Raw genomic sequence first — 20,139 nt, 5'->3', positions numbered from 1 at the left:
CATATTACAATCTCCTTAATTACTTAGCGCTTTCTGCAAGCTCATATCCTCTTACAAACAATAAAGTCATATAAGAAACAATAAATGAGAAGATGCTGTACATGCCAACCCAAAAGAAAAATTTTGGAGTAAAGGCGATAACACCTATTATTAAAAAACTAGCAAACGTTACAATCGGCATTACGTAATACGTTTTCGTCTTGCGCGTTCCAATAACAGAAACGATAAAGATAAGTAATGGACAAATTAATAAGACGAAAATCAATTCATTCATAGGTATGTCCCCTTTTCTAATTGCAGTAATCTGTTTCTCGTAAACGTTTTGAAATAATTACTCTCCTAATATAATTTCGCTAAGTAATAACGAATCCCTCTTGAAAACTGATAATTCATGATGAATTTTACAAGCAAAAAACGTAAGCAAGAGAACACTTGCTTACGTTATAGGATAAACATCGCAACGATCGTGGTGACAATTAAACCGATAACAACCGGTAAAAAGTTTCGGCGTGCAAGTTCAAATGGATCGACTTTACAAATCGCAGCAGCAGGAATAAGTGCCCAAGGAATTAACGTCCCGCCCCCGGTCCATATAGCCGCAATTTGTCCGAGTGCTGTTAATGTAGCTGTTCCATGACCTAAAGCTGTTCCGAAAAGGTTTGCAATGGAACCAGCAAGCGATATACCGGAAAAACCAGATCCATCTAAGCCTGTTATGACACCAACGATAGTTAATGTTCCCGCCGATACATATTGGTTTAAAGGAACCGTTTGAGATAAGGCAATCCCTAAGTCGTTAATGATTCCATGTGAACCTTTCGGTAAATAGTCTCCGATAATTTTTACAAAGCCGCTATCTCCTAAATAAAAGAGTGCAGCAATTGGAATAACTGGGCCGAAAATTTTAAATCCAAATTGGAGCCCTTCTATAAAATAATCGGTCGTTTTAGTCAGCCCAGTTCCTTTGTAGGCGATGAGTGAAATGATGATAATCATAATAACAGTTGTTCCGCCGATAAGTGCAGTTGCGTCGCTTCCTTGTAGTTTAAATTGAATCATGCAAAGGATATCAATGATATATACGATAGGGATACATATAGCGAGCCATTTCTTTGTGCGAGGAGATAATGAAGTGAGCGTTTTAGAAGACTCAGTTGATGGAATAGATTCTTGTATAGATAAGCCTGTATGAAATTCTCTTCGTAAGAAGAAAAAAGCGACGGAAGTTGTTACAATGCCCATAACGATAACGAGTGGAATACTTGCAGATACGACGCTGGAAACAGGGAGACCAGCCGCGTCTGCAGTTAATTTCGATGCACCTTGAATAACGAAGTCACCAGATAAGGCAATGCCGTGTCCAAATAAGTTCATAGCAATTGCAACCCCAATTGGAGGAAGGCCGACACGTACAGCAACCGGTAATAAAATAGCTCCCATTAAGGCGACAGCTGGAGAAGGCCAAAAGAAGAAAGAAATGGTCATCATTAAAAGGCCGATAATCCAGTAGGCGAGTGTAGGTGTACGAATCATTTTTGTAAATGGTGAAATCATCGTATCATTTATGCCAGTATGAACGAGTAAATTGCTCATTGATACGATAATGGAGATGATTAATATAGTTGGTAATAGCTCAGTAATGGCGTAAATGAAACTTTGAAAAATCCCACTAATGGCAAGAGGGATAGAACTTGTTGCAGTTAATGCTAATAAAAAGATAAAAACGATACAAATGATAGTCGTATCTTTTCGGAGAATAAAAAAGGTAATAATAGTGAGTAAACAAATAATGTAGAGAGCGTGTAATAGCGTTAATTCAACTCCCATAACATTCACATCCTTTAGGCATTCGTGTAGTTTATTGTATGAAAGCAGTGAAAGTATGTGAGTATAGGAAAAAGAAAAAAGTGAAATTTCATGTACTGTAATGATAAGAATAAAAAATGGATGATACAATACAATTAATCCTAAAAATGGGATTTGAGGAGAAGGGGAATGGGGAAGTACGAATGAGAGAAAAAATAGGATATTATGGTGTGCTAGTTTGTTTACTATTATCAGTTATTTCAGGACAATTTCTTAACAGTGAATGGGTACCAGTTATATTATGTATAGGAGTATTGATTTTTGCTCCTATGTATCGCTGGAATGAATGGAAAGCATATAGTCGAAAAAAGAAAATGGTTTTCAGCATCGAATTTGTCATTATAATCAGCACAATTCCGTTTTTGTTATGGAATGGAAAGGAAATGAGATAATAGATGGAATTGTAATGTTTCAAGGGTGGTTGTTTATTGCGAAAATGCTATATTTAATATGCATTTTAATGTTGGTAGTGGTAGTCACTAAAATAGTAAACGAAAAGCTATTCGTTAATGAATAAAAGGAAATGCCACCTTATTCGGTGGCATTTTTTTCTATGATTTCAACAAGGAATAACAATTAGTTCCCGATTTGATTTTGTAATAACTTCATATCCGTCTTTCGTGATAACGATATCATCTTCAATTCTACAGCCGCCCCAGTTTGGTATGTAAATACCAGGTTCAACGGTAACGACCATACCTTCTTCTAAAGTAGCTTTACTTTCTTGGGATAAGCGAAGAGGTTCATGTATTTCTAACCCAAGACCATGACCAGTAGAGTGTCCAAAATATTGACCATATCCATGCTCAGTAATGTAATCTCTCGTTATATCATCGATACTTTTCGCAGTTTCTCCAGGCTTAATCGCTTCAGTCCCACGTTTTAACGCTTCTCGTACAACATTGTATATTTTTTTGAATTCTTCCGATGGTTCCCCGATTGCTACAGTACGTGTTATATCGGAACAATATCCGTCGTAAAGTGCACCGAAGTCTAATGTAACGATATCGCCTCGTTCGATTATTTTATTTGATGCAACTCCATGGGGAAGTGAAGAACGAACGCCTGAAGCTACAATGATTTGGAAGGAAGAAGATGTAGCCCCTTTTTTTCGCATGAAAAATTCTAATTCATCTCGAACGTCAGTCTCGCTTATTCCAGGCTTTAGAAATGTAACAATATGGTGAAATGCTTGATCAGCGATCGTAGCTGCGATTTTCATTGTTTCTATTTCAGATGTGTCTTTAATAAGGCGAATATTTTCAATGATCTCACATACTGGAACCATTTCTGTATGTATATATTTTTGTAGTTTCTTAAATTGTTGCAAAGTCATATTATTGTCTTCTATACCAAGTTTTTGAATGTTTAATTTTGATACTTGATTTGCAACTTCTTCTTCTAAATTTCCTTTATCCATAATAATTTCTGCTGCTTTTATTTCCGTTTTTGCTTGATCTACGTAACGGAAATCGGTAATAAAAATAGCTTTATGCGCAGAAATTAAGACAACGCCTGCGCTACCTGTAAAGCTTGTTGCGTATTGACGGTTTTCTTTCTTTGTAATAAGTAACCCGTCGATTCCGTAATTATGTAGTTGTTTTTGGATGTTAGTTATTCTTATATTCATTTTAATTCCTCCTTTTTACATTAATAAAGCAAGAATTGTGCCAATATATTTATTTAGAATAAAAGAGAAGAGGGTAGCTGTGTGTCAAAAAAACTAGACGGATGTAAAATAAATATATATAAAATTTTTACAGTAAGTTTTTATGTGAATGAACAATAATGTAAACTTGCAAACAAAATCTTTTTAATTTAAATATTATATTTTTTGTATAAATAAATTAAAAAAATTGGTATAATAAGGGATTGTTACGTTTTTTTGTAGGTAAAGAGATGTAACGAAAAAATTGGGTTAAGGAATGTGAATGTATGAAGAAATTAAGTAAAGTAATGTCATTTTGTTTGGCCGCTAGTATGCTTGTTATAACGGGGTGTGAAACAAGTGAAAACAAAGTTCAAGTGAATAAAATGATTGACCAGCTTGATGAAGCGCCAGAAGTGACAGAAAAAGAAGCAAAAAAGATTGTAAGAAAGAATGTAGATGGAATAGCAAACGCGTTTAGTGAGATGGAAAAAGAAAATGGATGGAGCCGAAATAATCCTGGGGATTTAGAGACAGTTAAAAAAGGAGTTAAGGGATTAGTTTCAGAAAAGTTTGTAGAGAATCAGCTTCCTGAATTGCTTAATAACTTTAATAGATCGAGAGAGACTGATATGTTACCATTCCCAAATTATTTTCAATCTGAAATAAGATTTTCTTCTTCACAAGATAAAGAAAATTTAACGGTACATACATTAAGTTTAGAAGATGAAATAGGTCATGCGGCCCAAGAATGGGAATTTCATTTGGTGTATAAAGAAGGGGAATGGTTAATGGATAAATGGTCATTCGTTTTTCCTGAAGATTTAAAACTTACAAAAGAAGAAGCAAATAGAATTTTACAAATGCCAGACGATAAGAATGTGTCATTTGTAAGTGAAGAAAATAGTGGCGATAAGAAATATATATTCAAAGATAGTAACGGATTAATTACTGTAAATGCGAAAACATCTCTTATTTCATACAATGTAGATGAAAATAGGTATGAAAAAGTAACGAAAGAAAGAAATATTCAAGAAACAGAACAAGTACAGAGAAAGGATTCCAGTGCGTATACAGGCTCAAAAGACGAGAAACAATCGCAAAAAGAATCTTCTTCAAAGATAGATAGAGCAAATGTTTTAAGCGAATTAGCTGCTATAGATAAACAAGAAAAACATACGAATGCTATGTCAACCAATGATATAGTAAATGAAATAGAAGGAAATTATGAACTGTGGGATAATAAACTAAATGAAATTTACAGTACATTAAAAAGTACGATGTCAGCTGATGCGTTCCAGTCGTTAAAAACGAAACAAATTGCGTGGGTTAAAGAAAAAGAAAGTAAAGTTAAAGCAATTGGTACTGATACAAATAACGGAACGATGAGGCGTATCGAAGCCTCAGAAGAGAAATATAAGATGACAAAAGCAAGGTGTTATGAATTAGTAAATGGGTATATGAATTAGTGTGAACGAATATAAAAAAATGCGTTGCTTATAAGCAACGCATTTTTTTATTTACGCTTTTAATTTCATTACAATATCAACATCTGGTGTTACATATACGGTTTGCTGATTGTCGTACGTAACAAAACCAAGTTTTGCACCACTCGGTTTTTTGACATGGCGTATTTTGGTGAAATCAACAGGTACAGAGCTAGACTCTTTCGCTTTACTGTAATAGGCAGCAATTTTGGCAGCTTCTAGTAAAGTTTCTTCAGCAGGCTCTAAAGAACGAATGACAACGTGAGAGCCAGGTATGTCTTTCGTATGTAACCAAATTTCATCACGGCGGGCAAACTTCGTTGTTAAATAATCATTTTGTTTATTGTTTTTACCAACGAAAATCTCTGTGCCATCACTTGCTACATATTTATCTAATACTGGTTTAGTAGGCTTTTTCTTTGCGTTTTTCGTTTTACGATTGCGCACATAACCTTCTTCAGCTAATTCCTCACGAATTTCTTCAATATCTTTTGAAGAAGCAGCTTCCATTTGTTGAAGTAAGCTATCAAAATAAAGAATTTCTTCATTTGTTTTTTCGATTTGTTCTTCTACAACAACAACTGAATTTTTTGCTTTTTGATACTTTTGGAAATAGCGTTGTGCATTTTCAGATGGTGTTTTTAAAGGATCTAATGTAATTTTTACAGTTCCACCATTCTCATCGTAATAATTAACGACCTCAATATCTTTATCGCCCTTTTTTAAAGCGTACATATTGGCTGTAAGTAGCTCTCCAAATAGTTGATATTTATCTGCTTTTCCAGCATCTTGCAGTGTTTTTTCGAGTTTAATGAGTTTTTTCTCGTTTTTATTTTTTTCGTTTTGCATAAAGCGTTCTAAATCATGAGCTTGTTGTTTTACACGATCACGTTCTGCTTTGCCAAAGAAGAAACGATCTAACAATTCGCTCACTGATGAGAATGTTTTTTCTTCTCCTTGCAAGTGTGTAAGAGGGAAAAGATAAAAGAATTCTTTTCCCTTTGCAGTAATCATTGTAGGTGTATATGCATGAGATAGTAATGGTGTTTGTATAGAGAAAAATGCTTCTGATAATGCTTTCTCGTTTACCATACCGGCTTTCTTTACTACTTCTTTTGCAAATAATGGGGATATTCCCATGAAAGCACCGACGAGTTGTTTATCCATATTTCCAGATAGAAAGTCTAGCGGTCTAATAAAATCATCTGCAGTTTCAATTTGCAGAGGATTGATTTTATGTTGGGCTGGTGGCGCGACGTACTCAGCACCAGCATATACAGTTCGGTGACGGTTTACGGCTAATGAAACGTGTTTTAAGCTATCTAAAATCACGTTTGTTTTCGTATCTAATAAGATAATGTTACTATGTCGTCCCATTATTTCAATTACTAATGTTTTTAATGATTCGTCTCCGATTTCATTACGACTGCGAACTGTAATTTGAATAATGCGTTCTAAGTCGATTTGTTCAATTTTTTCAATAAATCCACCTTCTAAATGTTTGCGAAGAAGCATACAGAACATCGGCGGTATTGCTGGCGAATCGTAGTTTTGATTCGTTAAGTGCATACGCGCATATGTAGGATGAGATGAAAGAATTAGTTTTTGGTTCTTTCCATTCGCTCGAATATGTAATAAAATCTCGTATTTTGAAGGTTGATATATTTTGGAAATTCTTCCTGTGTAAAGAGAATTTTCAATTTCATGTGTAATCGCTCTTGTAAATAATCCATCGAATGCCATAAATGAACACTCCTTTCTAACTAAATGTTAATTATAGCATTTTTTTGGACGAGGCTGAATAAGCTTTCAATAGAGTATGTCTGGAATCAGGAGGTCGATAGCAGGATGAACTGGTATGGAATGCGAGCACATGAAGTGGAAGAAAGAACGAATACGAATGTAAAGGTTGGACTTACAGAGAAAGAAGCAGAAGGGCGAGTAAAGAAATTTGGTACTAATGAATTAGAAGAAGCAAAAAGGCCTTCTGCACTAATGGTATTTTTAGCACAGTTTAAAGATTTCATGGTACTCGTTTTGTTTGGAGCAACAATTGTTTCTGCGTTTTTAGGTGAATACATTGATTCTATTGCTATTGTTGCCATTGTTATTATCAATGGTATTCTCGGCTTTTTTCAAGAAAGAAAAGCTGAAAAATCATTGGAAGCTTTAAAGGAACTAGCCGCTCCGCAAGTTACTGTAATGCGGAATGGAAAGTGGGTAAAAGCACCATCTAAAGCACTTGTTTTAGGGGATATTATTAAGTTTTCCAGTGGTGATCGTATTGGGGCTGATGTGCGTCTTGTTGAGGCATCAAGTTTATATATTGAAGAGTCTGCTTTGACAGGGGAGTCCGTACCTGTACAAAAGAAGGTAGAAGCATTGCAAGGGCAAGATGTTGCAATTGGGGATCAAAAAAATATGGCTTTTATGGGGACAATGATTACGCGAGGATCTGGTACAGGAGTTGTTGTAGCAACTGGTATGAATACAGCGATGGGGCAAATTGCAAATATGTTGCAAAATGCAGAGCAAATGGAAACGCCACTGCAAAGAAGGTTAGAACAGCTCGGAAAAATATTAATTATTGTAGCTCTTATTTTGACAGCGCTCGTTGTATTGGCTGGTGTGTATCAAGGGAATGAAGTATATCATATGTTTTTAGCTGGCGTATCGCTAGCTGTTGCGGCTATTCCAGAAGGATTGCCAGCAATTGTTACAGTAGCTTTATCACTTGGTGTACAGCGTATGATAAAAAAGAGAGCAATTGTAAGGAAGTTACCGGCCGTAGAAACGTTAGGCTGCGCTTCTGTTATATGCTCTGATAAAACGGGAACAATGACGCAAAACAAAATGATGGTAACACATATGTGGTCAGGCGGAGAATTGTGGAAAGTGACAGGGCAAGGATATGAACCTAATGGCTCTTTTATGAAAGGTGAAAAAGAAGTGAATCCAGCTAAGACAAAATCACTTTATCAGCTACTTACATTTGGTTCACTATGTAACAATGCAAATATTATTCAAAAGAAAAAGGCGTACGTATTAGATGGAGATCCGACAGAGGGAGCGCTTGTAGCTGCAGCAATGAAAGCCGGGATAACACGTGAGGCATTAAAAGGGAAATTTGAAATTATTCGTGAATTCCCCTTTGATTCAACTCGAAAAATGATGAGTGTTATTGTACGAGATCGAGAGGGGAAAAAGTTTATTGTTACGAAAGGAGCACCGGATGTTCTTTTGCAACTGAGTCAAACAATCTTATGGGGGGATAAGCAGCAGCCGTTAAGTGAGCTATATAGAAAAGAAGTACAGGCGGCTATTCATAGCTTAGGTAGTCAAGCGCTTCGAACAATTGCAGTTGCGTTTAAACCTTTAAAAGTCACGGATTCTATTGAACATGAAAGAGACGTTGAAAAAGATTTTATGTTGGTTGGAATACAAGGTATGATTGACCCGCCAAGGCCAGAAGTGGCGCAGGCGGTAAAAGAGTGTAAAGAAGCTGGTATTCGAACAGTAATGATTACAGGTGATCATAAAGTGACAGCAATGGCGATTGCTGAACAATTAGGAGTTTTACCACCAGATGGACGCGTTGTTGAAGGAGTAGAACTCGCGAATATGGATGTGGAGGAATTAGAAAATGTTGTAGAAGATACGTATGTATTCGCTCGTGTATCACCTGAGCATAAATTGAAAATTGTTAAGGCACTGCAAAATCAAGGACATATAGTAGCGATGACAGGTGATGGAGTGAACGATGCTCCAGCGATAAAAACAGCGGATATTGGGATAGCGATGGGAATTACAGGGACAGATGTTGCGAAAGAAGCCTCTTCACTTGTTTTACTAGACGATAATTTTGCTACAATTAAATCAGCAATTAAAGAAGGAAGAAATATATATGAGAACATACGTAAGTTCATTCGCTACTTATTGGCGTCAAATGTTGGAGAAATTTTAGTTATGTTATTTGCGATGTTACTTGCATTACCACTGCCGATGGTTCCTATTCAAATTTTATGGGTGAACTTAGTTACTGATGGTTTACCAGCGATGGCATTAGGTTTGGATAAGGCTGAAGGAGATGTGATGAAGAGAACACCGCGTCACCCGAAAGAAGGGGTATTCGCTAGAGGGCTTGCGTGGAAAATAATAAGTCGAGGGTTTTTAATTGGGGCAGTGACGTTAGTGGCGTTTATTATTGCGTATAACCAACATCCAAATGAACTGAAATATGCACAAACTGTAGCGTTCGCGACGTTGGTACTTGCTCAGCTTATTCATGTATTTGATTGTCGTAGTGAGCATTCTGTCTTTCACCGTAATCCATTTGGGAACGTGTATTTAGTAGGGGCGGTTATTATTTCGTTACTACTCATGCTAGTGGTTATATATTATCCACCGTTACAACCAATCTTTAGCACAATGCCGATACAAGCAAGAGATTGGTTATTAATTGGAGGTTTGTCATCAATTCCGACTTTCTTACTAGTAGGTTCTTTATTAACAGGGAAAAAGGCTAAGAAGAAAAAGCCGATATTATATAAGAAGGGATTAAACTTGAAATAGTCAATGTTATGAAAATGTGATATAATTTACAGAAGGTAGTAGAGCCTTGTCTCTATTACCTTTTTCATTGAGTTATTTTATGGCTTGGATGTGATAAAAATGATTTCTAGTATGACAGGGTTTGGAAGATCGAAAGTAGAAAGTGATACTTTTCAAATTACAGTAGAAATGAAATCGGTGAACCACCGTTTTTTAGAGATGAGTATTCGACTTCCTAAGCAAATGATGGTATTTGAGGACAAAATTCGTAAAATAATTGCACAGCAAGTTCGACGTGGACGCATTGAAGTGTCTATTAGTATAGCGGGTGAAGGACTTGTTGAAAGAAAATTAAGTGTGAATTGGTCACTTCTTGAGCAGTACCAATCGATGATGGAAGATATAAAAGGGAAATTTCAATTACAAGATTCTATTACACTTCAGCAATTAATGGCAATGCCAGAAGTAACAGCAATTGAAGAAATAGAAAATGTAAATGAACATTTTGAGAACAGTTTATATGAGGCTGTTCGTCAAGCTGCTCATATGTTGAAAACGATGAGAGATGGCGAAGGAGAACGATTACATAAAGATATAGCGTATCGTTTACAAGAGATTAGCAATTGTGTAAATGCAATTATTCCACATGCACCAATTGTTACACAAAAATATCGTGAACGATTAGAAAATCGCTTAAAAGAATTACATAATCAAGATCTAGATGAACAAAGATTGCTAACAGAAGTCGCAATCTTTGCAGAGCGTTGTGATATTCATGAAGAGTTAGTTCGTTTGCAAAGTCATTTAGAGCAATTTCGTGAAACATTGCAGATTGAAGAGCCTGTTGGAAGGAAAATGGATTTCATCGTGCAAGAGATGCATAGAGAAATTAATACGATTGGTTCTAAGGCAAATGACTTAACAATTTCAAAATATGTTGTAGAAATGAAAAATAACCTTGAAAAAATTCGTGAACAAGTACAAAATATTGAGTAGCTTTCAAAAAATATATAAAGTTATACGTGGTGGAGAAATCGGATAGACTTACTAGGAGGCGCAAACTATGGCCATGCGGTTTTTAAATATTGGATACGGAAATATTGTATCTGCTCATCGAATTATTGCTATTGTAAGTCCGGAGTCAGCTCCTATTAAACGAACAGTACAAGAAGCACGCGAACATAATGCTTTGCTTGATGCTACGTATGGGAGAAAAACAAGGGCGGTTATTGTTATGGATGATGGGCATGTTGTATTAAGTCCAATTCAACCAGAGACGATTGCACATCGTTTGAATAATAAAGAAGATTTAAGTGAGGAAGGGTAGGTTTTACATATTTATGAGAAGTAGAAGAGGATTGCTCATCGTTCTTTCAGGGCCTTCTGGGGTTGGAAAAGGGACGGTTCGTAAAGAGCTGTTTAGCCATGAGGATACACGTTTTCAGTACTCTATTTCAGTAACGACACGTAAGCCGCGTGAAGGTGAAGTAGATGGTGTGGATTATTTCTTTAAAGAAAGAGAAGAATTCGAGGAAATGATTCGTAATGAAAAATTACTTGAGTGGGCTGAGTTCGTAGGTAATTATTACGGAACACCGATTGACTATGTTGAAAAAACATTACAAGAAGGAAAAGATGTATTCTTAGAAATTGAAGTGCAAGGAGCAATTCAAGTTAAGAAAGCTTTCCCAGAAGGTGTATTTATTTTCTTAGCACCTCCAAGTTTATCTGAACTAAAAAGCCGTATTGTCGGACGTGGTACAGAGACTGAAGATGTTATTGAAAATCGTTTAACTGTAGCGAAAGAAGAAATCGAGATGATGGACGCTTACGACTATGTAGTAGAAAACGATCAAGTTGAATTAGCTTGTGATAGAATTAAAGCAATTGTGGTTGGCGAACATTGCCGCCGCGAAAGGGTAGCAAAATATTATAAAGAAATGACGGAGGGTCTATAATTATGTTAAATCCATCAATTGACTCATTACTACAAAAAATCGATTCTAAGTACACATTAGTAACAGTAGCTGCAAAACGCGCGCGTGAAATGCAACTTGCTAATAACTGTGTTGTAGAAAAACCTGTTTCTCATAAATGTGTAGGTAAAGCATTAGAAGAAATCGATGCAGAAGCATTAAGCTACGTACCAAGTGAAGATAAAGTAGCTGAATAAGCCTTTGCCTTCGACAAAATAAAACATAGACTTTATAATTTTCTATGTAACGGTAACAACCTATTTACAAGTAGGTTGTTATTTTTTTACGAAAGGAATGAAATATTGGTACTGACGAGCTGAGAATTCTATTTCAGTATTATAAGTTTGAAAAAGAAAGAGGACGAGTCATATGCTAAAAGGGAAAAAGATACTTCTATGTGTAACAGGAGGCATTGCGGTTTTTAAAGCAGCTGCGTTAACGAGTAAATTGACACAATCTGGCGCGATTGTAAAAGTAATGATGAGTGAGTCGGCAATGAAGTTTGTTACGCCTCTTACATTCCAAGCGCTTTCTCGCCATGATGTATATACGGATACATTTGATGAGAAAGACTCAGCTGTTATTGCTCATATTGATGTAGCAGATTGGGCGGATGTTGTACTTGTCGCACCTGCTACTGCCAATTGTATTGGAAAGTTAGCTGGTGGTATTGCAGATGATATGATTACAACTACTTTGTTAGCTACTACAGCTCCGGTATGGATTGCGCCTGCTATGAATGTGCATATGTATGAAAATAAAATAGTTCAAAAAAATATGATGACATTGAAAACGCTAGGATATACATTTATTGAGCCTGGGGAAGGCTTTTTAGCATGTGGATATGTAGCGAAGGGACGACTAGAAGAACCTGAAGCAATTATCGCACGGTTAGAGGAAGCTTTCTCAGAACACAAACCATTGCAGGGCAAAAGAATATTAATAACTGCTGGCCCAACACGTGAAAAGGTTGATCCAGTTCGTTTTATGACAAATTTTTCTTCTGGAAAAATGGGGTATGCGATTGCGGAAGTGGCAGCGAATTTAGGCGCTGATGTTATACTCGTTTCAGGACCGACAGCATTAAATCCACCGTTACATGTAACGACAGTGCAAGTGGAATCTGCACAAGATATGTTAGAAGTGGTTCTTCAACATTATCAAAACGTAGACGTTGTCATTAAAACAGCAGCAGTTGCAGATTATCGTCCGAAATATGTTCATGAGAATAAAATGAAAAAGCAAAATGGTGATGCTGTCATTGAACTTGAAAGAACGGTGGATATTTTAAAAACGTTAGGTCAGAAAAAGGATAAACAGTTACTTATCGGTTTTGCTGCTGAAACGACAAATGTAGAGGAATATGCAACGAAAAAACTACGTGAGAAAAATGCAGATATGATTGTCGCGAATGATGTAAAAGCGCAAGGAGCTGGATTTGGCACGGATACGAATATTGTAACAATGTATAGAAAAGATGGAAAAGTTATTGAGTTGCCACTTTTAATGAAAAAAGAGGTAGCTCGTGAAATATTGAAGCAAATTGAAATGATGTTAGAAGATGATCGTTTATGAAATTTGCAAGTGTCATTGTTGATGTACCTGCCCGTCAGACAGATCGACCATTTGATTACATTATCCCTAAAAAATGGGAAGATATTGTACAGACAGGAATGCGTGTAGTAGTTCCGTTTGGCCCAAGAAAATTGCAAGGTTTTATTATTGGGATTAAAGATTCGGTGGATGTAGAAAGTAAGAAGTTAAAGACAATCCATGAAATATTAGATGTAACACCGGTTTTAAATGATGAATTATTAAAGCTTGGATATTGGCTTACAAGTGAAACGTTATGCTACATGATTTCAGCTTTTCAAGTGATGCTTCCAACTGCGATAAAAGCAACGTATAAAAAACGTCTACAACTTTGTAAACAGGAAGAAATAGCACCTGAAATACTATATTTATTTCAGGATAAAGAAGCAATTGATTTTGAAGTAATCGAGCAACAGCCACATTTATACCGAGCTATTCAACAAGAAATTAAAAATGGTACGGTTGAAGTCGTTTATCAAGTGAAAGATAAAGTACAAAAGAAGAAGCAAAGAGTGGTTCAGCCGGAGTTGCCAGAAGATAAATTGGAATTAGCGGCATTTGAACTGAAAAGTAAAAAACAACAAGATGTACTTTATTATTTTGTGGAAAATTATAAAAGTGCACCGTTGAAAGTAATTACAGAAGAGTTACAAATAACAGATGCTCCAATAAAAGCACTTGTTAAAAAGGGATTCATTTCAGAAAAGTATGTGGAAGTATACCGAAATCCGTATGACGATGATGATTTTGAACAAACAAAACCATTTCCACTTACGGAGGAACAAAAACAAGTTATTACACCGATTTTATCATCAATTACAAATGAAACTTATAATCCATTTTTACTATATGGTGTTACAGGAAGTGGAAAGACAGAAGTATATTTACAATCTATAGCAGCAGTGCTCAAGAAAGGAAAAGAAGCTATCGTTCTTGTTCCTGAAATTGCACTAACGCCCCAAATGGTGGATCGTTTTAAAGGTAGGTTTGGCTCACAAGTTGCAGTTCTTCATAGTGCGTTGTCTGTTGGAGAAAAGTATGACGAGTGGCGTAAGATTTTAAGAAAAGAAGTGAAAGTTGTAGTTGGTGCGCGTTCAGCTGTTTTTGCGCCTTTTGAGAATTTAGGGATTATTATTATTGATGAAGAGCATGAATCAAGTTACAAACAAGAAGATAATCCGAGGTATCATGCAAGAGATGTAGCTGTCTGGAGAGGACAATATCATAAATGTCCTATCGTTCTTGGTAGTGCGACACCAACACTTGAATCGTTTGCAAGGGCGAAAAAAGGTGTTTATGAACTATTAACAATGGAAAAACGTATGAATGAACAAGCTTTACCAACGGTAGAGATTGTTGACATGCGAGAAGAACTTCGTGACGGGAATCGATCAATGTTTTCTAAGGCGCTGCATGAAAAAATAGCAGATCGATTAGAAAAGAAAGAACAAATGGTACTCTTTTTAAATAGAAGAGGTCATTCTACATTTGTTATGTGCCGTGATTGTGGGTATGTTGTTCAATGTCCGCATTGTGATATTTCATTGACATATCATAAAATGAATCATCGTTTAAAATGTCATTATTGTAGTTACGAAGAGAATATGCCAACTGAGTGTCCAGCTTGTCAAAGTACATACATTCGTTTCTTTGGTACAGGTACACAAAAGGTAGAAGAAGAAATTACAAAACTATTTCCAGAGGCACGAGTCATTCGAATGGATGTAGATACGACAAGTCGAAAAGGAATGCATGAAAAATTATTAAAGGCGTTCGGGGAAGAAAAAGCAGATATATTACTCGGAACACAAATGATTGCTAAAGGATTAGATTTTCCGAAAGTAACGCTCGTTGGGGTTTTAACTGCAGATACGATGCTTCACTTACCTGATTTTCGGGCGAGTGAAAAGACATATCAGCTATTGACGCAAGTAAGTGGACGAGCAGGTAGACATGAATTGCCAGGGGAAGTTGTGATTCAAACGTATACGCCAGAACATTACAGTATAGAGTTAGCGAAGAACCAACAATATGATGTGTTTTTTGACCAAGAAATGCAAATGAGACGAACAAGACAATATCCCCCATATTACTATGTTGTACTCGTAACTGTATCTCATCCTGAATTATTAAAAGCGGTACAAGTGACGGAAAAAATTGCCTCGTATTTACGAACGCATTGCTCACAGCAAACAATGGTGCTAGGACCAGTTGCTTCAGCGATTCCAAGGATAAAAGATAGATATCGTTATCAATGCATGATAAAATACAAACGGGAACCAAACTTAAAGAACGTGCTCAAAATGGTAAATGAACATTATCAAGCAGAAATGCAAAAAGAGCTACAAATCTCAATTGATTTTAATCCAACAATGTTAATGTAGCGGAGGGAAATATGGCAGTTTTAGAAATAATAAAGCATCCAAATGAAGTGTTAGAAACACCATGCGAAAGAGTAATTAACTTTGATAAAAAGTTAGTGAAATTGTTGAAAGATATGCATGAAACAATGTTAATTGCGGACGGAGTCGGTTTAGCTGCGCCTCAAGTAGGTGTAAGCTTGCAAGTAGCGGTTGTTGATGTCGATGATGATACTGGGAAAATCGAGTTAATCAATCCATCAATATTAGAAAAACGTGGTGAACAAGTAGGTCCCGAAGGCTGTTTAAGCTTCCCGGGACTTTATGGTGAAGTAGAACGTGCCGATTATATTAAAGTAAGAGCACAAAATCGCCGTGGGAAAGTATTCTTATTAGAAGCGGAAGGATTTTTAGCGCGTGCAATTCAACATGAAATCGATCATTTACACGGTGTTTTATTTACATCGAAAGTGACAAGATATTATGAAGAAAACGAACTAGAATAGGTGTTAAAAGGAGCGGTTTTTAAATGATAAAAGTAGTGTTTATGGGAACACCGGACTTTTCAGTGCCGGTGCTTCGTCGTCTTATTGAAGATGGCTATGAGGTAGTAGGTGTTGTGACGCAACCTGATCGTCCAGTAGGTAGAAAAAAAGTATTAACACCTACACCTGTTAAAGTTGAAGCGGAAAAACATGGTATCCCTGTGTTACAGCCGTTAAAAATTCGTGAAAAAGATGAATATGAAAAAGTATTGGCATTAGAGCCAGATTTAATTGTAACAGCTGCATTTGGGCAGATTGTACCAAATGAAATTTTAGAAGCACCGAAGTATGGATGTATTAATGTTCACGCTTCTTTACTTCCTCAACTTCGTGGTGGTGCACCAATTCATTATGCAATTATGGAAGGTAAAGAAAAAACAGGTATTACAATTATGTATATGGTAGAAAAATTGGATGCTGGTGATATCTTAACGCAAGTGGAAGTTGAAATTGAAGAGCGTGAAACGACAGGCTCATTATTTGATAAATTAAGTGAAGCAGGAGCACACCTTCTATCTAAAACAGTACCTTTATTAATCCAAGGTAAGTTAGAACCGATTAAACAAAACGAAGAAGAAGTAACGTTTGCGTACAATATAAAACGTGAGCAAGAGAAAATTGATTGGACAAAAACAGGTGAAGAAGTATACAATCACATTCGCGGATTGAATCCATGGCCAGTTGCTTATACAACTTTAGCAGGACAAGTTGTTAAAGTATGGTGGGGAGAAAAAGTGCCTATAACTGAACCGGCTGAAGCAGGTACAATTGTTGCAATCGAAGAAGATGGTTTTGTTGTAGCAACGAGTAATGAAACAGGTGTTAAAATTACTGAATTGCAACCTTCTGGTAAAAAGCGTATGAGTTGTTCACAATTTTTACGTGGAACAAAACCTGAAATTGGAACGAAGTTAGGAGAAAATGCATGAGACAAAATGTTCGTGAATTAGCTCTTGATGGTTTAATTCAAGTGGAAAAAAGTGGTGCATATAGCAACTTACTTTTAAATAATCTAATTGAAAAAAGTGCAATTGATAGAAAAGATATTGGTTTATTAACTGAAATTGTATATGGAACGATTCAACGTCGTGACACATTAGATTATTATTTACAGCCTTTTCTAAAAAAGAAGGTTGAGGCGTGGGTAAGAGTATTGCTTCGCTTATCTTTATATCAAATGATTTATTTAGACCGAGTGCCAGAAAGAGCGGCTATTCATGAAGCGGTTGAGATTGCAAAGCGTCGCGGGCATAAAGGAATTGCTGGTATGGTGAACGGTGTATTACGTTCGATTCAGAGAGAAGGTGTACCTTCTGTAGATGAAATCAAGGATCCAGTAGAACGTCTTGCAATTACAACAAGTCATCCAGTTTGGCTTGTCCAAGAGTGGACTTCAGAATACGGTTTAGAAACTGCAGAAAAAATGTGCGAAGTAAACATGTTACCACCTGTACCAACAGCGCGTGTGAATGTTGATAAGGTAACGGTAGAAGAAGCGATTGAGTTGTTGGCAAGTGAAGGTATAGAAGCAAAACGTGGTGACTTATCAGATGATGCAATTCAGATTGAAAGAGGAAATGTAGCGCATACAGAAGCGTTTAAAAAAGGATTTCTTTCTATTCAAGATGAAAGTTCTATGCTTGTAGCACGCGCTTTAGAACCGAATACGGGAGATGCAGTTCTTGATAGTTGTGCTGCTCCAGGCGGAAAAACAACGCATATCGCGGAACGATTAAAGGGAACTGGTAAGGTCATGTCCCTTGATTTACATGCACACAAAGTACGTTTAATTAAACAGCAAGCAGAGCGACTTGGTCTAGAAAATGTCGAAACTAAAGCGCTAGATGCTAGAAAAGTGCAAGAACACTTTGCGAATGAAACGTTTGATAAAATATTGGTAGATGCACCGTGTTCTGGATTTGGTGTAATTAGACGTAAACCTGATATTAAGTTAGGAAAAGATAAAGGCGATAGTGAAAGATTATCGACGATTCAAATTGCAATACTAGAAAAAATAGCACCATTATTAAAACAAGGCGGTCGTCTTGTTTATAGTACGTGCACAATTGAGAAAATAGAAAATGAACAAGTAATAGAGAAATTTTTACAAGAACATCCTGAATTTGAATGGGATACTACGCTTAAAGAGCGTATGCCAGAAAAATTAACTCCGTATATTGATGAAGGTCAAGTACAAATTTTACCGCATTATTTTGCGACGGATGGCTTTTATATTGCTTGTTTAAGGAAGAAGGTGTAGCATCATGGAAACGACTGTAAGAAAACAAAAGAAAAATTTAGAAACGAAGAAACCATCAATTTACTCTTTACAACTTCATGAAATGCAAGATTGGTTAAAGGAACAAGGAGAACCGAAGTTCCGTGCTGGACAAATTTTTGATTGGTTATATAAAAAACGTGTAAAAAATTATGAGGATATGTCAAACCTTTCTAAAGGATTGCGTGATAAATTGTCGAATTCCTTTGATATTACTACTTTAAACACGTTAGTAAAACAAACGTCTTCGGATGGAACAATTAAATTCTTATTCCAATTATATGACGGATATTCTATTGAAACGGTATTAATGCGACACGAATATGGAAATTCCATTTGTGTAACAACGCAAGTTGGTTGTCGTATTGGGTGTACGTTCTGTGCTTCGACACTTGGTGGATTAAAGCGAAACCTAGAAGCTGGAGAAATCGTAGCGCAAGTAGTAGAAGTTCAGCGCGCGCTTGATGAAACAGAAGAACGTGTAAGTTCTCTTGTTGTTATGGGGATTGGAGAACCATTTGATAACTATGATAATTTAATGGGATTTTTACGCATCATTAACCATGAAAAAGGACTTCATATTGGTGCGAGACATATGACTGTTTCGACGAGTGGAATTATCCCGAAAATTTATAAGTTTGCTGAAGAAGATCTACAAATTAATTTTGCGATTTCATTGCATGCTCCAAACTCAGAATTACGTTCAAAATTAATGCCGATTAACCGTGCTTATAAATTACCAGATTTAATGGAAGCTATTAAATACTATGTAAATAGAACAGGGCGTCGTATTACTTTTGAATATGGATTATTTGGAGGAGAAAATGACCAAGTAGAGCATGCTGAAGAGCTTGCTGCGCTCTTAAAAGGTGTAAAATGTCATGTGAACTTGATTCCGGTAAACTACGTACCTGAACGTGATTATGTACGTACGCCACGTGAACAAATTTTCTTGTTCGAGAAAACGTTAAAAGATCGTGGAGTAAATGTAACGATTCGCCGTGAACAAGGTCATGATATTGATGCAGCCTGCGGTCAGTTGCGTGCGAAGGAGCGCAAAGAAGAGACGAGGTGACGAGATGAAAGCCGTATTTCTATCGGATAAAGGAAAAGTTCGTCAACATAATGAAGATAGTGCAGGAGTTTTTCACAATTTAGATGGAAATGTATTAGCGGTAGTAGCAGATGGAATGGGAGGTCATCGAGCTGGTGATGTAGCTAGCTCGATGGCCATTCAATTATTCCATGATTATTGGAAGCAAACACATAATATGAATGAGCCGAAAAAAGTAGAACAATGGTTACATACTAGTGTTGGGATTATTAATGAGCGTATATATGAATACGCTCAGCAAAATGCAGAATGTAATGGTATGGGAACAACGCTTATAATAGCTGTTTGTACACCAAGCTTTGTGACAATAGGGCATATAGGAGATAGTCGTTGCTATATGGTATCAGAAGGAGAAATGACGCTAGTAACGGAAGATCATTCGCTTGTAAATGAGCTTGTGAAACATGGTGAAATTTCAAAGGAAGACGCAGAGTATCATCCGAAAAAGAATGTGTTATTAAGAGCATTAGGAACAGAAGAAAAAGTTGGGTTAGATGTTAAAACGTTGGTGATTGAGGAAGATGATCAATTACTTCTTTGCTCTGATGGGTTATCAAACAAAGTTTCTATTGATGATATGCGACAAATTTTACAGTTAAATGAACAGCTTGAAGGTAAAGGGCAGTGTCTCATTCAATTGGCAAATGATCGCGGTGGAGAAGATAATATCACACTTGTTCTTATTGATTATGCGGGTTCGACAAACGAAAGTAGGTGAAGT

The 20,139-nt window shown here is 36.4% G+C and carries 17 protein-coding genes and 1 pseudogene; 14 read left to right on the top strand and 4 right to left on the bottom strand.

The window, feature by feature from the left end:
* Positions 1-19: 19 nt before the first annotated feature.
* Together MKY21_RS19545 and MKY21_RS19540 are read right to left on the bottom strand one after the other, a co-directional pair.
* Positions 20-274 carry a YbeF family protein gene (locus tag MKY21_RS19545; RefSeq protein ID WP_001003933.1) on the bottom strand — a complete coding sequence of 85 codons (255 nt, stop codon included), beginning with the start codon at positions 272-274 and terminating at the stop codon, positions 20-22.
* Between the two features lie 167 nt (positions 275-441).
* Entirely contained in the window at positions 442-1,827 is a 1,386-nt protein-coding gene (locus MKY21_RS19540) for a membrane protein (RefSeq protein WP_044795367.1), read from the bottom strand.
* A 182-nt stretch (positions 1,828-2,009) separates the two neighbouring features.
* Between MKY21_RS19540 and MKY21_RS19535 the strand changes: the two are divergent.
* Positions 2,010-2,383: pseudogene (locus tag MKY21_RS19535) on the top strand (YoqO family protein).
* Positions 2,384-2,425: 42 nt separating this feature from the next.
* Here the strand turns inward: MKY21_RS19535 and MKY21_RS19530 are convergent.
* Positions 2,426-3,496 (bottom strand): M24 family metallopeptidase, encoded by a 1,071-nt coding sequence (locus MKY21_RS19530; RefSeq protein WP_044795365.1) that lies wholly within the window; start codon positions 3,494-3,496, stop codon positions 2,426-2,428.
* 305 nt (positions 3,497-3,801) lie between these two features.
* Here MKY21_RS19530 and MKY21_RS19525 point away from each other — a divergent pair, with 305 nt between their 5' ends.
* A complete protein-coding gene (locus MKY21_RS19525) occupies positions 3,802-4,983 on the top strand; it encodes a lysozyme inhibitor LprI family protein (RefSeq protein WP_000736523.1) in 1,182 nt (393 codons plus the stop codon).
* Positions 4,984-5,034: 51 nt separating this feature from the next.
* Here the strand turns inward: MKY21_RS19525 and MKY21_RS19520 are convergent, their stop codons facing one another.
* A complete protein-coding gene (locus tag MKY21_RS19520; RefSeq protein WP_061663123.1) occupies positions 5,035-6,744 on the bottom strand; it encodes an Rqc2 family fibronectin-binding protein in 1,710 nt (569 codons plus the stop codon).
* A 105-nt stretch (positions 6,745-6,849) separates the two neighbouring features.
* Here MKY21_RS19520 and MKY21_RS19515 point away from each other — a divergent pair, with 105 nt between their 5' ends.
* From MKY21_RS19515 to MKY21_RS19460, 12 genes are all read left to right on the top strand, one after another.
* The gene (locus MKY21_RS19515) at positions 6,850-9,573 is read left to right on the top strand and encodes a calcium-translocating P-type ATPase, SERCA-type (protein ID WP_001104775.1); all 2,724 of its coding nucleotides are present in this window, start codon (positions 6,850-6,852) and stop codon (positions 9,571-9,573) included.
* A 99-nt stretch (positions 9,574-9,672) separates the two neighbouring features.
* Positions 9,673-10,548, top strand: coding sequence for a YicC/YloC family endoribonuclease (locus MKY21_RS19510; RefSeq protein ID WP_000625869.1), 876 nt, complete (start codon positions 9,673-9,675; stop codon positions 10,546-10,548).
* Positions 10,549-10,615: 67 nt separating this feature from the next.
* Positions 10,616-10,879 (top strand): extracellular matrix/biofilm regulator RemA, encoded by a 264-nt coding sequence (gene remA / locus MKY21_RS19505; protein WP_001251456.1) that lies wholly within the window; start codon positions 10,616-10,618, stop codon positions 10,877-10,879.
* A 13-nt stretch (positions 10,880-10,892) separates the two neighbouring features.
* Entirely contained in the window at positions 10,893-11,510 is a 618-nt protein-coding gene (gene gmk / locus MKY21_RS19500; protein ID WP_001257741.1) for a guanylate kinase, read from the top strand.
* A gap of 2 nt (positions 11,511-11,512) precedes the next feature.
* The gene (gene rpoZ, locus MKY21_RS19495; protein ID WP_000933960.1) at positions 11,513-11,725 is read left to right on the top strand and encodes a DNA-directed RNA polymerase subunit omega; all 213 of its coding nucleotides are present in this window, start codon (positions 11,513-11,515) and stop codon (positions 11,723-11,725) included.
* A 172-nt stretch (positions 11,726-11,897) separates the two neighbouring features.
* Positions 11,898-13,103, top strand: a complete 1,206-nt coding sequence (gene coaBC, locus MKY21_RS19490; protein WP_000911761.1) for a bifunctional phosphopantothenoylcysteine decarboxylase/phosphopantothenate--cysteine ligase CoaBC — start codon at positions 11,898-11,900, stop codon at positions 13,101-13,103.
* Positions 13,100-15,505, top strand: a complete 2,406-nt coding sequence (gene priA, locus MKY21_RS19485) for a primosomal protein N' (RefSeq protein ID WP_016118548.1) — start codon at positions 13,100-13,102, stop codon at positions 15,503-15,505. Before coaBC ends, priA begins: the two co-directional genes overlap by 4 nt.
* 11 nt (positions 15,506-15,516) lie before the next feature.
* The gene (gene def, locus MKY21_RS19480; protein WP_000279455.1) at positions 15,517-15,987 is read left to right on the top strand and encodes a peptide deformylase; all 471 of its coding nucleotides are present in this window, start codon (positions 15,517-15,519) and stop codon (positions 15,985-15,987) included.
* Positions 15,988-16,010: 23 nt separating this feature from the next.
* Positions 16,011-16,955, top strand: a complete 945-nt coding sequence (gene fmt / locus MKY21_RS19475) for a methionyl-tRNA formyltransferase (protein WP_341077202.1) — start codon at positions 16,011-16,013, stop codon at positions 16,953-16,955.
* Positions 16,952-18,286 carry a 16S rRNA (cytosine(967)-C(5))-methyltransferase RsmB gene (gene rsmB, locus MKY21_RS19470; protein ID WP_001249666.1) on the top strand — a complete coding sequence of 445 codons (1,335 nt, stop codon included), beginning with the start codon at positions 16,952-16,954 and terminating at the stop codon, positions 18,284-18,286. Before fmt ends, rsmB begins: the two co-directional genes overlap by 4 nt.
* Before the next feature lie 4 nt (positions 18,287-18,290).
* On the top strand, positions 18,291-19,379 hold the full coding sequence (gene rlmN, locus MKY21_RS19465) for a 23S rRNA (adenine(2503)-C(2))-methyltransferase RlmN (RefSeq protein ID WP_000450541.1): 1,089 nt from the start codon (positions 18,291-18,293) through the stop codon (positions 19,377-19,379).
* Positions 19,380-19,383: 4 nt separating this feature from the next.
* Positions 19,384-20,136, top strand: coding sequence for a Stp1/IreP family PP2C-type Ser/Thr phosphatase (locus MKY21_RS19460; protein WP_000648703.1), 753 nt, complete (start codon positions 19,384-19,386; stop codon positions 20,134-20,136).
* Positions 20,137-20,139 lie beyond the last annotated feature (3 nt).

Source organism: Bacillus sp. FSL R9-9497 (assembly GCF_038005805.1).
Taxonomy (GTDB): Bacteria; Bacillota; Bacilli; order Bacillales; family Bacillaceae_G; genus Bacillus_A; species Bacillus_A cereus.
Note: the sequence above shows the minus strand (reverse complement) of the source record. Positions and strands in the feature narration are given on the sequence as shown.